Origin of the sequence: Streptomyces sp. NPDC007162 (assembly GCF_040634175.1) — a bacterium.
Taxonomy (GTDB): domain Bacteria; phylum Actinomycetota; class Actinomycetes; order Streptomycetales; family Streptomycetaceae; genus Streptomyces.
The window spans coordinates 1-13,969 of sequence record NZ_JBEYFC010000027.1; the positions used below are offsets into that span (position 1 = coordinate 1).

Consider the following 13,969-nt stretch of genomic DNA (forward strand, 5'->3'; position numbering starts at 1 on the left):
GGTGACCAGTCCTTCGGCGGCAACCAGTCGTTCGGCGGTGACCAGTCCTTCGGCGGCAACCAGTCGTTCGGTGACCAGTCCTTCGGCGGTGACCAGACGTTCGGCGGCAACCAGTCGTTCGGCGGCAACCAGTCGCCGGCCGAGCAGAGCCAGAGCTACGACGACCAGCCCTACGGCCCGGACGGAGGCCAGGCGTGACCAACGAGACCGTCACCACGACCACCGCCGCGGAGGCCCCCGCCCCCGCACCGGAGCCGCCGCACGGCCTCGGCGTGTCGCTGTCGCCCGCGGACGCGCGCGCGAAGACCGAGGGCACCTTCCCGTACGCGGCCGACCTGTGGGCCGAGGGCCTGCTGTGGGCGGCCGTACTGCGCTCCCCGCACCCGCACGCGCGCATCGTGTCGATCGACACCAGCCACGCGCGCGAGATGCCCGGCGTACGGGCCGTCATCACCCACGAGGACGTCCCCGGCACCCCGCGCCACGGCCGCGGCACCCCGGACCGCCCGGTGTTCGCCTCGGAGGTGGTACGGCACCACGGCGAGCCCATCGCGGCCGTCGCCGCCGACCACCCCGACACCGCCCGCATGGCCGCCGCCGCCGTCATCGTCGAGTACGAGGTCCTCGACCCGGTCATCGACCCCGAGCAGGCCTTCGAGGCGGAGCCGCTGCACCCCGACGGCAACCTGATCCGGCACATCCCGCTGCGCCACGGCGACCCCGACGCGGCCGGCGAGATCGTCGTCGAGGGCCAGTACCGCATCGGCCGCGCCGACCCCGCCCCCATCGGCGCCGAGGCCGGACTCGCCGTGCCCCGCCCCGACGGCGGGGTCGAGCTGTACCTGGCCTCCACCGACCCGCACACCGACCGCAACACGGCCGCAGCCTGCTACGGCCTGTCGCTCGAACAGGTGAAGATCGTCGTCACCGGGGTGCCCGGCGCCACCGCCGACCGCGAGGACCAGGGCTTCCAGCTGCCGCTCGGCCTGCTCGCCCTGAAGACCGGCTGCCCGGTCAAACTCACCGCCACGCGCGAGGAGTCCTTCCTCGGCCACGCCCACCGCCACCCCACCCTGCTGCGGTACCGCCACCACGCGGACGCCGAGGGCAAGCTGGTCAAGGTCGAGGCACAGATCCTGCTCGACGCCGGCGCCTACGCCGACACCTCCGCCGAGTCGCTGGCCGCCGCCGTCTCCTTCGCCTGCGGCCCCTACGTCGTCCCGAACGCCTTCATCGAGGGCTGGGCCGTGCGCACCAACAACCCGCCCTCCGGCCATGTCCGCGGAGAGGGAGCCATGCAGGTGTGCGCCGCCTACGAGGCGCAGATGGACAAGCTGGCGAGGAAGCTCGGCCTGGACCCGGCCGAGATCCGGCTGCGCAACGCCCTCGCGACCGGTGACGTCCTGCCGATCGGCCAGACGGTCACCTGCCCGGCGCCCGTCGCCGAACTCCTCCAGGCGGTCCAGGACTTTCCGCTGCCCCAGCTCCCCAAGGACGCCCCCGAGGACGAGTGGCTGCTGCCCGGGGGCCCGGAGGGCGCGGGCGAACCGGGCGCGGTGCGCCGGGGCGTCGGCTACGGCCTCGGCATGGTCCACATGCTCGGCGCCGAGGGGGCCGACGAGGTCTCCACCGCCACCGTCAAGGTCCACGACGGCATCGCGACCGTGCTCTGCGCGGCCGTGGAGACCGGGCAGGGCTTCACCACGCTGGCCCGGCAGATCGTCCAGGAGACGCTCGGGATCGACGAGGTCCACGTGGCCCCCGTGGACACCGACCAGCCCCCGGCGGGACCCGGCTGCCGCGGCCGCCACACCTGGGTCTCGGGCGGGGCCGTGGAACGCGCCGCGAAGATGGTCCGCACCCAGCTCCTGCAGCCCCTCGCCCACAAGTTCGGCATGTCCACCGAGCTGCTCCAGATCACCGACGGCAAGATCACGTCGTACGACGGCGTCCTGTCGACCACCGTCACCGAGGCGCTGGACGGCAAGGAGCTGTGGGCCACCGCCCAGTGCCGTCCGCACCCCACCGAGCCGCTGGACGCCGAGGGCCAGGGCGACGCCTTCGTGGGCCTCGCCTTCTGCGCGATCCGCGCGGTAGTCGACGTGGACATCGAGCTGGGCTCGGTACGGGTCGTGGAGCTGGCGGTAGCCCAGGACGTCGGCCGGATCCTCAACCCGGCACAGCTCAACGCCCGCATCGAGGCCGGGGTCACGCAGGGCGTGGGCATCGCCCTGACGGAGAACCTGCGCACCCCGCGCGGTCTGATCCGCCACCCCGACCTCACCGGCTACGCCCTCCCCACCGCCCTCGACGCGCCCGACATCCGGATCGTCAAGCTGGTCGAGGAACGGGACGTGGTCGCCCCCTTCGGCGCCAAGTCGGTCAGCGCGGTACCGGTGGTCACGTCCCCCGCGGCCATCGCCTCCGCCGTCCGCGCGGCGACCGGCCGCCCGGTCAACCGCCTCCCGATCCGCCCGCAGGCGGCGGTGGTCACCGGTCAGTGAGCGGGTGACTCTTCAGGGGGTCGTCGTCATCGCAGGGGATGGGGGCACCTCCCACGCCCTTCAGGCAGTGGGGGAGGCGGCGGGCAAGTCGACGGTCGCGCAGGCGCTGGCGGAGCGGCTGCCGCGCACGTCCGCGGCGACGTCTTCCGCCGGATGATCGTCTCGGGGCGGGAGGACTTCATCCCCGGGGCCTCCGCGCAGGCCACGGCCCAGCTCCGGCTCCGCTACCGGTTGTCGGCGGCCACGGCGGACGCGTACGCCGAGGCCGGGTTCACCGCGGTCGTCCAGGACGTGCTGCTCGGGCCGGAGCTGCGGCGCTACGCCGACCTGGTCCGCACCCGCCCCCTGCACGTGGTGGTCCTGGCCCCGAGCCCCGAGACGGTGGCTCAGTGGGAGGCGGGACGGCCGAAGACCGGCTACGGGCCCGCGTGGACGATCGCCGATCTGGACCGGGAACTCCGGCAGCGCACCGAGCCGTTGGGACTGTGGCTGGACACCTCCGGGCTCACCGTGGACCAGACGGTGGAGGCGATTCTGGCGCACGCGGAACGGGCGCGGGTCGACTGACGTCCTTCCTCTGCGGGGCGTTGTCAGTGGGGCGGCGTAGTGTTCTGGGCAGTGGGGGACGCGCGGTTCGCCGCACTTTTCATCCGACTTCTCACACGACGTGAACTTGTGGACTTCTGTGATCGCGGGGGCAGCGATGAGCACGATCAGCACGACCGGCAGCGGTGCGGCGGCGATCACGCTGACCGAGGCTGAACTGGACCGATACATCACACACGAACCGACGCGCAGCTGGCTCACCGGCTCCGAACTGCCCGACACCGACGGCCTGCTGACGTTCGAGCCACTGCGCACAGCGGGCCTGCGCACCCTCGCCGACGTCACCGACGGCCCGTCCCGGCTCGCCGAGGAGCTGCGGGACCGGCTGGTGATAGGGCAGCTGCTCGCGCCGGTCGGCCTGGACGCCGAGTCGATCCTCCTCGACGGCGGCACGGGCGAGATCACCACGGCCCACCTCGCCGACCCCGCCGATCCGCGCCCGCTCGCCCCCTCGCTGGAGACGCTGCTGCGCTTCGCCGCGGTCACCGAGGAACTGACGGGTCTGCGCGGCCGTTTCGCGTCCCTCGCCGGGACCTACGGCACCAAGACGGCGACCGAGGCCTCCCGCAAGCTCCTGGAGCTCTTCGAGGAAGGCACCGCAGGACGGGTCCCGCCGTACTGGAAGGCGACGGCCCTGATCCGCCCCCTCAGCCTCGTCGCGGGCCCCGGCACGGACTCCGGGCTCACCCTCGACCTGCCGGCCCGGCTCCTGGACCAGGAGTTCGGGCAGGGCCGGGTGGCCCGCTTCGAGGAGGTCGACTTCCCGCCCACGCTCACCCACGAGCCGACCCGCCGCTTCCTGCGCGAGACCGGGCTGCCGGAGCGCGCGGTCCTGTTCCACCTCGACCCGGACGCCGCGCTCCCCACCCTCACCGAGTACTTCACCGACATCCACCCGGGCGGCTTCCCCGCGGACGGCCTGCCGGCCCACGCCGACCGTCTCATACGCCTCGGCTACCTGGTGGAGGACAACAGCCTGGTCGTGGACGGCGGCACGGGCGCGATCCTCAACTTCTCCGAGCCCGAAGCGACCCTCTACCCCCTGAACACGGACATCTCCACCCTCGCCTACACGCTTTGGCTCCTCCACCACGAGCGCACCATCGACGAGCACCTGCACCACGAACTCACCACGGAGGCCTACGACCAGCTCGCCGCCACCATGCTCCGCACCCTCGCCGCGATCGACCCCACGCCCACCACGACCGACGCCGACTGGCACTACTGGACGGAGCTGTTCCAGGACGAGGCCGGCGGGGTCCTGTAGGCGGCCGGCTGGTCACGGCGCCGGGTCCGTCAGGTCACCAGGCCCCGGCGGTAGGCGTAGACGACGGCCTGCACCCGGTCGCGCAGGCCGAGCTTGGCGAGGATGCGGGACACGAAGGGGCGTTCTACGCGAAGATGCAGGCCAACGGCAGCAAGCCCGCGACCGCTCATCAGGCGCACCGCACTCTGCGCACCGCCCTCAATGAAGCCGTGCGGCGTGGCCATCTCGGCAAGAACCCCGTTCTGTTGGCCAAGGCGCCGAAGACGGGGGAGTACGAGGTGGAGCCCTACAGCGTCCAAGAAGTACAGCGGTTGCTCAAGGCCGCTGACCGGCACCGAAACTCCGCACGCTGGGCCTTCGCCCTTGCCCTCGGGCTCCGCCAAGGGGAAGTGCTCGGCCTGGTGTGGGATGACGTGGACCTTGATGGTGGGTTCCTTGTGGTCCCGCGTAGCCGCCACCGGCCGCAGTACGCCCATGGGTGTGTGGAGCCCTGCGGACGCAAGGCCGCCGGGTACTGCCCCCAGAAACGGCGCACCAACCCGGAGTTGGCCACAACCAAGTCACGCGCCGGCCGCCGAGCGGTCGGCCTCCCCGAACAGCTCGTCGACCTACTCCGTGCCCACCTCAAGGCGCAGGAAGCGGAGCGGCAAGCGGCAGGGAAGCACTGGGAAGAGAATGGCCTGGTGTTCCCGGACGAGCACAGCCGTAGCCCGTCCCATCGCCGGGACTGGTCAGAGTGGAAGGCTCTTCTTACAGAAGCCATGGTGCGGAACGGGCGGCTGCACGACGCGCGTCACACCGCCGCCACGGTGCTGCTGATTCTCGGAGTCCCCGAGCGGGCCGTCATGGGCCTCATGGGATGGTCGACCACCGCCATGGCCGCGAGATATCAACACATGGTGGATGCCGTACGAGTTGACATCGCGAAGCAGGTTGACGGCCTCATCTGGAATTAGTGCGGTGTGTTGGTCGGGGAGGTCAAGTTCTGATGTCTCCGACCTACGGCCACTATTTCGCTCTCACCTCGCAGGAGCCCGACTGTCATTCTTCAGACAGAGACAGCTGCCTGGCGGTTCGTCTCCCAGATGCCAAGTCGACGGGCCTGATGTAGTCTCGAGTTTGTAGCGGCCGGTAAGCCACCAGTGTGGCGGGCCGGTTAGGCGGAGCGTAGGGGTACGAATCATGCGCTCATTCACAATTTCCGCGCCCCTGGAAATGGTGGGACTGGCCAGGCTCATGGCACAGACCATTGGCAGGTCTGAAATCAGGGTCGGGCTGATCGACGGACCGATTGCTTTGGCCCATGCAGAACTGGCCGAAGCTCGGCTCATCCCACTTGGTGATGTACCCGCTGGTTGCGACGGAGCGAGCAGCTCAGCGTGTCGACATGGAACGTTCGTCGCTGGCATGCTGTGCGCGCGTCGTGGCGGCGCGGCTCCGGCGATCTGCCCGGGTTGCACCTTTCTCATCTGCCCAATTTTCCGCGGCAGCGCATCGGCATCATCGAAGGTGCTAGCGGAACGAATAATCATGGCCGTCGATGCTGGTGCAAAGTTGATCAATTTAAGTATCGGTTCGCAGTCGATTTCCTCGAGCGGTGACCAAATCTTGTGGCAGGCACTCGATCACGCAGCTCTAACAGGTGCGGTGATTGTAGCTGCGGTAGGTAACCAGGGGGTCATAGGGAGCTCGGCGATCACTAGGCATCCTGCGGTCATTTCCGTGCTAGGTACAGATTTGCGCGGACGGCCGCTCCAGCGGACAAATCTCGGGGCTACGTCTGCACGTCGCGGGGTTGCTGCTCCTGGCACAGGAGTAACAAGCATTTCCCCCGATGGTGGTACGGTAACCCTAAGTGGCACCAGTGTCGCCGCTCCGATCGTAACGGGAGCGCTTGCACTACTGTGGAGCAAGTTCCCGGGAATTAGTGCCGTTATGCTCAGGGATGCATTAGTGCCTCGGGGTCGGGGCAGGGTGATTATGCCTCCAATGCTAGATGTTAGAACCGCGTATGCCCAGTTGGCGGCGCTATACACGGGAGGATATCCAAGATGGCCGACGAACTTGGCGTCTCGGAAACGACAGATTCCTCGCTGGTGGCTCCCAAGCTAACGGACGCGCCACTGCACGAGGAGGAAATGTTGGGGCAGGATGCTTTCGAGCCTGCTGCTGCGGCGGCGATGCACGGGGATCTGAGCGGAAGTGCTGATTCACCACTGGCCACATCTTTTATTTACGCTGTCGGAAGAATCGAGCCGGAATATCCGAGCCTGGCGGTCGAAAAGGAGCTTGCTCAGGTGGCCGGCAGGTCAGATACCGTGGGACTCACTGACACCGATGTGCTTCGGACCGTCCTTGCTGACCGTGAAAACCGCTATCTTGCCCGTCAGCTTGCATGGGTGTTGACTGTCGAATCGCTAGAGACGTACCTGCTTCTGCCGCGCGACCCGGCAGACGTCGACGTACTCATTGAGGCGTTGCGGTCGCCTCCGCGACGCGACGATGTCGACGTGGTAGTGGGAGTTCGGGGTCCACTGGCGTCACCGGAAATGGCACGAGGGCTCGTCGTTCCCATCGTGTACTTCGATCAAATATACTCGTTTGATACCGAGTCGCTCGTTCGAGCGATACCTCGGCCAGACGAAGTCCGCGACGAGACGTTTCGTAGTTCATCCCTAGAATTGTTCGAGCGTATGCGTCAAATAGCCGACAATGCGGGTGGCACGAACGAGCATCGGGCGCTCAACTATCTTGCCGTCTGCTATCCGCGCATTTATGCGGACGCGGCAGAAGCGCTTGCCCGCAATGAGACTCTGAGCTCTGTGGACGTGCGGCGGTCACGTCTGGGTGGTGAAACTCGCACAATAGTGGATGTCGTCTTCAATTACACTGACCGTGCAACCGACGTCACGACCTCCAATTTTGTACGAGTGGACGTAACGGAGGAATTTCCGTTCCTGGTCACCAAGTTGTCTCCCTACTTTTATAGGTGATTGCTGTGGTCGAGGCCCCGATGGAACCATTCCGCGTGCGTCTCCCCGGTTTCGTAGGTGACGCAGAGATTGGGCTCGGTGAAGCTATGTCGTCTTCAATTACACTGACCGTGCAACCGACGTCACGACCTCCAATTTTGTACGAGTGGACGTAACGGAGGAATTTCCGTTCCTGGTCACCAAGTTGTCTCCCTACTTTTATAGGTGATTGCTGTGGTCGAGGCCCCGATGGAACCATTCCGCGTGCGTCTCCCCGGTTTCGTAGGTGACGCAGAGATTGGGCTCGGTGAAGCTATCAAGCGGGCCACCAGTCTCGCGGGAATCAAGCCGTGTGATCCGTGCCTGAAACGCGCTGTGACCCTCAATCGATGGGTCACCTTCAGTGCGGCGCGAAGGAGAAGACAATGATAGGAATGCCTGGCTTCACGGCAGAGAAGTCCGTTTATCGGACCACTCGACGGTATCCAAAGTGCCCGTTGAATGTCGGCCCCAATGCCGAAATTGTGCCGATGGGCGAAGTGAACTGCAACCCTTGTGATGTAGTGTGCGAGGAATGGTGTGATAACCAGGGAGGGGGAATGCGCAGTAATGATGATGGCTCCTGCTCGTGCATGTTCTGACGCAACCGCCTCTTGCGAGATCGCTGTAGTAGTGGCCTTCAGGCCGTGTCCTGAAGGGCACGGTGCACAGAGCAAGGCGTATGGCTGAGCCCTCGGTGCCTGTGCGGTGTTGGCCCTGAGCCCAGGTGCCCTTCTTGGCGACACTTTGGCAGGTTCACGGCGCGCAGAGGAGAGAGGGGCAGGCGGCTAATGAGACGGCAACTGAGACGGACGGCCGAAAGGGCGGCACCCCGCATGAGGTGTCGCCCTTCCTTTTGCCTGTTCAGGCGTCAGAGGCCGTGGCGGGAATCGAACCCACGTAACTCGCTTTGCAGGCGAGTCCCTAAGCCACTCGGGCACACGGCCGTGTCCGTGTGTTGAAGGTAGGGGGGCGTGGGGGAGGGGGGCAAGGAGATCCGTGGGGGTGCAACGCGACTGCCATACGGCGTTCATGAAAGAGGGCTGGGCAGGGGGAGCTACGGGGTCTACGACCAAGGTCCGAGGCGGGGTACAGCTCTCGACAGGGGCCAAACCCGGTTGTGGGCCTTACCGTGGTCGGCATGACCGCCCTTGAGCCGAGCGACACCGTCGCGCACGAGACAGCCGACAGAGCCGATGACGAGGGTGTGCTGGGGCGGTCGTACCGCGCGTTGAGCGTCGGGATCGTGTCCGTCGTGCTGCTGATCGCCTTCGAGGCGACCGCCGTGGGTACCGCGATGCCGGTCGCGGCCCGGGACCTGGACGGGGTGTCGTCGTACGCGTTCGCCTTCTCCGGGTACTTCACGACCAGTCTGTTCGGGATGGTGCTGGCCGGGCAGTGGTCGGACCGCGGGGGGCCGCTCGGGGCGCTGACGACCGGGATCGGGGCCTTCGCCGCCGGGCTCGTCGTCGCCGGGACCGCCCAGAGCATGTGGGTGTTCGTCCTGGGGCGGGCCGTGCAGGGGCTCGGCGGCGGCCTGGTCATCGTCGCGCTGTACGTGGTCGTCGGGCGGGCCTACCCGGAGCGGCTGCGGCCCGCGATCATGGCCGCCTTCGCCGCCGGCTGGGTCGTGCCGTCCATCGTCGGGCCGCTGGCCGCCGGCGCCGTCACCGAGCAGCTCGGGTGGCGGTGGGTGTTCCTCGGGATCCCGGTTCTGGTGGTCCTCCCGGTGGCGCTCGCGCTGCCGCAGATCCGGCGGCGGGCCGGCGGACCCGTGCCGGGCGGGGGACAGGAGGGCTTCGACCGGCGGCGGATCCGGCTCGCCCTCGGCATCTCCCTCGGCGCGGGGCTCCTGCAGTACGCGGCCCAGGACCTGAGGTGGCTGTCCCTGCTGCCGGGGGCCGTCGGCGCCGCGCTGCTCGGGCCGGCCGTGCTCGGGCTGCTGCCCCGCGGGACGTACCGCGCCGCCCGCGGGCTGCCCTCGGTCGTGCTGCTGCGCGGTGTCGCCGCCGGTTCCTTCGTGGCCGCCGAGTCCTTCGTGCCGTTGATGCTCGTCACCCAGCGGGGGCTGTCGCCCACGCTCGCCGGGTTCTCGCTGGCGGCGGGCGGGGTGACCTGGGCGATCGGCTCGTGGGTGCAGGCGCGGCCGCGCGTGCAGCCGTACCGGGAACGGCTGATGACCCTCGGCATGGTGCTGGTCGCCGCGGCGATCGCGACCGCCCCCAGCGTGCTCCTGCCCGCCGTGCCGGTCTGGATCGTCGCCGTCGCCTGGGCCTTCGGGTGTTTCGGGATGGGGCTGGTGATCGCCTCGGCCAGCGTCCTGATGCTCCGGCTCTCCGCCCCCGAGGAGGCCGGCGCCAACTCCGCCGCCCTGCAGATCTCCGACGCCCTGTCCAACGTGGTGCTGCTCGCCGTGACCGGCGCGGCGTTCGCCGGGCTCGGCGGGGGCAGCATGACCGGGGCAGCGGGCTCCGGATCCCATCCCGCCGCCTTCGCCGCCGTGTTCCTGCCGATGGCGGGCGTGGCGCTCGCCGGGACCTGGGTGACGACCCGGCTCCGTGATCTGTGACGTGGGTCCCACCCGGGAGGGACCCGGCCTCGTCCGCGCGTTGACACCCGCGGCACGCCGGTAGGGTGGCCCGGTTGTCATACGTAGCCACCCGACCCTCGTACCCCTCGCGACCCCCTACTACGGAGACCGTGACTACCGCCCGCCCGTCACCCGCCACCACCCTCAACGGAGGGCCCTCCGGGCCCACACCTATGTCTGCTTCCTCCGCGTCCTCCCACCACCTTTCCCCGGCCTTCCCGGGCCGGGCGCCCTGGGGTACCGCCAGCAAACTGCGGGCCTGGCAGCAGGCGGCCATGGAGAAGTACGTCCAGGAGCAGCCGCGCGACTTCCTCGCCGTGGCCACGCCCGGCGCCGGCAAGACCACGTTCGCGCTGACGCTCGCCTCCTGGCTGCTGCACCACCACGTCGTGCAGCAGGTCACGGTCGTCGCCCCCACCGAGCACCTGAAGAAGCAGTGGGCGGAGGCCGCGGCGCGGATAGGGATCAAGCTCGACCCCGAGTACAGCGCCGGACCTCTCAGCCGCGAGTACGACGGGGTCGCCGTCACCTACGCCGGTGTCGGCGTGCGGCCCATGCTGCACCGCAACCGCTCCGAGCAGCGCAAGACCCTCGTCATCCTCGACGAGATCCACCACGCCGGTGACTCCAAGTCATGGGGCGAGGCCTGCCTGGAGGCGTTCGAACCGGCCACCCGGCGGCTGGCCCTGACCGGTACGCCCTTCCGGTCCGACACCAACCCCATCCCCTTCGTGACCTACGAGGAGGGGCAGGACGGCATCCGGCGCTCCGCCGCCGACTACACGTACGGGTACGGCAACGCGCTCGCCGACCACGTCGTGCGCCCCGTCATCTTCCTCTCCTACAGCGGCAACATGCGCTGGCGCACCAAGGCCGGTGACGAGATCGCCGCCCGGCTCGGCGAGCCCATGACCAAGGACGCCGTCAGCCAGGCCTGGCGCACGGCGCTCGATCCGCGCGGCGAGTGGATGCCGGCCGTGCTGCGCGCCGCCGACCAGCGGCTGACCGAGGTGCGCAAGGGCATCCCGGACGCGGGCGCCCTCGTCATCGCCTCCGACCAGGACTCGGCCCGCGCCTACGCCAAGCTGATCCGCGAGATCACCGGGTCCAAGGCGACCCTGGTCCTCTCCGACGACACCGGCGCGTCCAAGCGGATCGACGACTTCAGCGCGAGTGACGACCGGTGGATGGTCGCCGTGCGCATGGTGTCCGAGGGCGTCGACGTCCCCCGGCTGGCCGTCGGCGTCTACGCCACCACCATCTCCACGCCCCTCTTCTTCGCCCAGGCCGTCGGCCGTTTCGTACGGTCCCGGCGGCGCGGCGAGACCGCGTCCGTCTTCCTGCCGACCGTCCCGGACCTGCTGACCTTCGCCAACGAGATGGAGGTCGAGCGCGACCACGCCCTCGACAAGCCGAAGAAGGACGGCGAGGAGGACCCGTACGCCGAGTCCGAGAAGGAGATGGAGGAGGCGAACAAGGAGCAGGACGAGGACACCGGCGAGCAGGAGCAGTTCGCCTTCGAGGCGCTGGAGTCCGAGGCCGTCTTCGACCGGGTCCTCTACGACGGCGCCGAGTTCGGCATGCAGGCCCACCCGGGGAGCGAGGAGGAGCAGGACTACCTCGGCATTCCCGGACTCCTCGAACCCGACCAGGTGCAGCTGCTGTTGCAGAAGCGGCAGGCCCGGCAGATCGCGCACAGCCGCAAGAAACCGGACACCGAGGCCGACCTCCTCGAACTCCCGGCGGAGCGGCGGCCCGTCGTCTCCCACAAGGAGATGATGGAGCTGCGCAAGCAGCTGAACACGATGGTCAGCGCGTATGTGCACCAGAGCGGCAAACCGCACGGGGTGATCCACACGGAGCTGCGCCGGGTGTGCGGGGGGCCGCCCAGCGCGGAGGCCACGGCCGGGCAGCTGCGGCAGCGGATCGCCAAGGTGCAGGAGTGGGCCACCCGGATGCGGTGACACCGCGAGCACGGGGCGTATATAACGGCACATACCGAGGTGGTCCGTACCGGTCTCTGACCGGATTCTGGACGCAGACTTCCGCTCAGCGAACCCACTTCGCTACTGTCCGGCTACGCACACGCCCCGTGGCAGCGCCGCCGCGGAGCGCAGCCGTGAAGCGACTGGGTCCGGAGCCGCCGGGCCGCCTTGCCGATCGGCGGCCTCTGAAGCGCGTCGCTGACGGGACTCGGCGACGCATCCGCCGCGTCGGAGGCTGCCGACCTCACCACTTAAGGAGTGGGCGTCGTGACCGCGGAGACCTCTCAGACGCTCGACCGGGGCCTCAGGGTCCTCAAACTGCTGGCCGATACGGACCACGGGCTGACCGTCACCGAGCTTTCCAACAGACTGGGCGTGAACCGGACGGTGGTGTACCGGTTGCTCGCCACGCTCGAACAGCATGCGCTGGTACGGCGTGACCTGGGCGGTCGAGCCCGGGTCGGGCTGGGGGTGCTGCGCCTCGGACGGCAGGTGCATCCGCTCGTACGGGAGGCCGCCCTGCCGGCGCTCCGTTCGCTCGCCGAGGACATCGGGGCCACCGCCCATCTGACGTTGGTCGACGGGGCCGAGGCCCTCGCGGTCGCGGTGGTCGAACCGAGCTGGACCGACTACCACGTGGCCTACCGGGCCGGGTTCCGGCACCCGCTGGACCGGGGGGCCGCCGGGCGGGCGATCCTGTCGGCCCGGCTCTCGCCGCGCGACGACCCCGGGTACACCCTGACCCACGGTGAGCTGGAGGCCGGGGCGAGCGGGGCCGCGGCTCCACTGCTCGGGGTCACCGGGGTCGAGGGCAGCGTGGGGGTCGTGATGCTGGCCGACGCCGTGCCGGAGCGGGTCGGGGCGCGGGTGGTGGACGCGGCCCGGGAGGTCGCGGAGGCGCTGCGCTGAGCCGGGGCGGTGGCCTGAACAGGTCGCCACGTTAGATTGACTCCGTGCTCTCACGTCTCACGCGTCTCCAGGCCGTCGCCGTCTGTGCGGTTCCCGTAGTGGCTCTGCTCGGTGCGGCTGTCTTCGCGCCGCTGCCGTTCTCGGTGGCCCAGCCCGGGATGACGGCGAACGTCCTCGGCGACAACAAGGGCACCCCGGTGATCACCGTCGCCGGGGCGCCCACCCGCACGACCAGCGGGCAGCTGCGGATGACCACGATCGAGGCGACCGGCCCGGACGCGCGGGTGTCGCTGGGCGACGTCCTCGGCAACTGGTTCCGGACGGACCGGGCGGTGATGCCGCGCGACTCGGTGTACCCGAGCGGCGGCAACGTCAAGGAGATCGAGCAGCACAACACCGAGCAGATGCAGCAGTCCCAGGACGCGGCGGCCCAGGCGGCGCTGAAGTACCTCGGGCTCAGCGCGAGCAAGGTCAAGGTGACGCTGAAGCTGGCCGACGTGGGCGGGCCGAGCGCGGGGCTGCTGTTCTCGCTCGGGGTCATCGACAAGCTCGACGGGAACGGGAGCGGGAGGGACCTCACCGGGGGGAAGAACATCGCCGGTACGGGGACCATCACCGCCGACGGCACGGTCGGGGCCGTGGGCGGGGTCGCCTTGAAGACGCAGGCGGCGCGGCGGGACGGGGCGACGGTGTTCCTGGTGCCGAAGGACGAATGCGGTGACGCGAAGGCGGAGTTGCCCAAGGGGTTGCGGCTGGTGCCGGTGACCACGCTCAAGGGGGCCGTCTCCGACCTGGTGGCGTTGGAGAAGGGGGAGAAGGTTCCCAGCTGTTGAGTTCCGGTGGCAGGTGGGTGGGGGCTGGTCGCGCCCACGCGGCGGCAGCCGCGCACCGATACAGCCCCGCGCCCCTAAAGGGGCGCCGATGCCGGAACCGGTGTTGCCAGGCGCAGGCCTACTTCCACCAGGGCCCAGCCGACGCGGGTACGCAAGGTGCGGGGGCGTCGGGACTGTCCGGCGAGACGGTGGGCCTCGGCCTCGGCGTGGAGTTCCGCCGTGCGGGTGTGGTGCAGGGCGAGGTGGGTCTCGGGGTGCAGCATC

General features: G+C 69.2%; 9 protein-coding genes, 1 tRNA gene and 5 pseudogenes. 12 read left to right on the plus strand and 3 right to left on the minus strand.

What is annotated here, in order from left to right:
* From ABZ646_RS05425 to ABZ646_RS05440, 4 genes and pseudogenes are all read left to right on the plus strand, one after another.
* A pseudogene (locus tag ABZ646_RS05425) lies at positions 1 to 198 on the plus strand (hypothetical protein); the annotation flags it as partial.
* Entirely contained in the window at positions 195 to 2,504 is a 2,310-nt protein-coding gene (locus tag ABZ646_RS05430; protein ID WP_360513194.1) for a molybdopterin cofactor-binding domain-containing protein, read from the plus strand. The pseudogene ABZ646_RS05425 and the gene ABZ646_RS05430, both read left to right, overlap by 4 nt.
* A gap of 28 nt (positions 2,505 to 2,532) precedes the next feature.
* Positions 2,533 to 3,071: pseudogene (locus tag ABZ646_RS05435) on the plus strand (AAA family ATPase).
* Positions 3,072 to 3,207: 136 nt separating this feature from the next.
* Positions 3,208 to 4,377 carry an SUKH-4 family immunity protein gene (locus ABZ646_RS05440; RefSeq protein WP_360513196.1) on the plus strand — a complete coding sequence of 390 codons (1,170 nt, stop codon included), beginning with the start codon at positions 3,208 to 3,210 and terminating at the stop codon, positions 4,375 to 4,377.
* Positions 4,378 to 4,406: 29 nt separating this feature from the next.
* Here ABZ646_RS05440 and ABZ646_RS05445 read toward each other — a convergent pair.
* Positions 4,407 to 4,499 (minus strand): annotated as a pseudogene (locus tag ABZ646_RS05445) (DNA-binding response regulator); the annotation flags it as partial.
* On the opposite strand from ABZ646_RS05445, the pseudogene ABZ646_RS05450 reads away from it, so the two are divergent.
* From ABZ646_RS05450 to ABZ646_RS05465, 4 genes and pseudogenes are all read left to right on the plus strand, one after another.
* A pseudogene (locus ABZ646_RS05450) lies at positions 4,500 to 5,333 on the plus strand (site-specific integrase); the annotation flags it as partial. It lies immediately after the preceding pseudogene.
* A gap of 280 nt (positions 5,334 to 5,613) precedes the next feature.
* Positions 5,614 to 6,489, plus strand: coding sequence for a S8 family serine peptidase (locus ABZ646_RS05455; protein WP_360513244.1), 876 nt, complete (start codon positions 5,614 to 5,616; stop codon positions 6,487 to 6,489).
* Positions 6,429 to 7,370 carry a hypothetical protein gene (locus ABZ646_RS05460; protein WP_360513198.1) on the plus strand — a complete coding sequence of 314 codons (942 nt, stop codon included), beginning with the start codon at positions 6,429 to 6,431 and terminating at the stop codon, positions 7,368 to 7,370. The genes ABZ646_RS05455 and ABZ646_RS05460 overlap by 61 nt, the downstream gene beginning before the upstream one ends.
* A gap of 100 nt (positions 7,371 to 7,470) precedes the next feature.
* A pseudogene (locus tag ABZ646_RS05465) lies at positions 7,471 to 7,578 on the plus strand (hypothetical protein); the annotation flags it as partial.
* A gap of 685 nt (positions 7,579 to 8,263) precedes the next feature.
* Here ABZ646_RS05465 and ABZ646_RS05470 read toward each other — a convergent pair.
* A tRNA-Cys gene (locus ABZ646_RS05470) sits at positions 8,264 to 8,335 on the minus strand.
* A 194-nt stretch (positions 8,336 to 8,529) separates the two neighbouring features.
* On the opposite strand from ABZ646_RS05470, the gene ABZ646_RS05475 reads away from it, so the two are divergent.
* The 4 genes from ABZ646_RS05475 to ABZ646_RS05490 all read left to right on the plus strand — a co-directional run bounded on the left by ABZ646_RS05475 (position 8,530) and on the right by ABZ646_RS05490 (position 13,705).
* On the plus strand, positions 8,530 to 9,957 hold the full coding sequence (locus ABZ646_RS05475) for an MFS transporter (RefSeq protein WP_360513200.1): 1,428 nt from the start codon (positions 8,530 to 8,532) through the stop codon (positions 9,955 to 9,957).
* Positions 9,958 to 10,151: 194 nt separating this feature from the next.
* The gene (locus tag ABZ646_RS05480) at positions 10,152 to 11,942 is read left to right on the plus strand and encodes a DEAD/DEAH box helicase (RefSeq protein WP_360513202.1); all 1,791 of its coding nucleotides are present in this window, start codon (positions 10,152 to 10,154) and stop codon (positions 11,940 to 11,942) included.
* A gap of 288 nt (positions 11,943 to 12,230) precedes the next feature.
* Positions 12,231 to 12,872: a helix-turn-helix domain-containing protein gene (locus ABZ646_RS05485; protein WP_360513204.1), complete on the plus strand. Its 642-nt coding sequence runs from the start codon at positions 12,231 to 12,233 to the stop codon at positions 12,870 to 12,872.
* 44 nt (positions 12,873 to 12,916) lie between these two features.
* A complete protein-coding gene (locus ABZ646_RS05490) occupies positions 12,917 to 13,705 on the plus strand; it encodes a S16 family serine protease (RefSeq protein ID WP_360513206.1) in 789 nt (262 codons plus the stop codon).
* A 74-nt stretch (positions 13,706 to 13,779) separates the two neighbouring features.
* Here ABZ646_RS05490 and ABZ646_RS05495 read toward each other — a convergent pair whose 3' ends face one another.
* The gene (locus ABZ646_RS05495; protein WP_360513246.1) at positions 13,780 to 13,965 is read right to left on the minus strand and encodes a hypothetical protein; all 186 of its coding nucleotides are present in this window, start codon (positions 13,963 to 13,965) and stop codon (positions 13,780 to 13,782) included.
* Positions 13,966 to 13,969 lie beyond the last annotated feature (4 nt).

What these genes read in the sequence shown, in the direction of transcription:
- ABZ646_RS05440 (WP_360513196.1), top strand. Translation starts at nt 3,208, where the DNA reads ATGAGCACGATCAGCACGACCGGCAGCGGTGCGGCGGCGATCACGCTG.
- ABZ646_RS05455 (WP_360513244.1), top strand. Translation starts at nt 5,614, where the DNA reads ATGGCACAGACCATTGGCAGGTCTGAAATCAGGGTCGGGCTGATCGAC.
- ABZ646_RS05460 (WP_360513198.1), top strand. Translation starts at nt 6,429, where the DNA reads ATGGCCGACGAACTTGGCGTCTCGGAAACGACAGATTCCTCGCTGGTG.
- ABZ646_RS05475 (WP_360513200.1), top strand. Translation starts at nt 8,530, where the DNA reads ATGACCGCCCTTGAGCCGAGCGACACCGTCGCGCACGAGACAGCCGAC.
- ABZ646_RS05480 (WP_360513202.1), top strand. Translation starts at nt 10,152, where the DNA reads ATGTCTGCTTCCTCCGCGTCCTCCCACCACCTTTCCCCGGCCTTCCCG.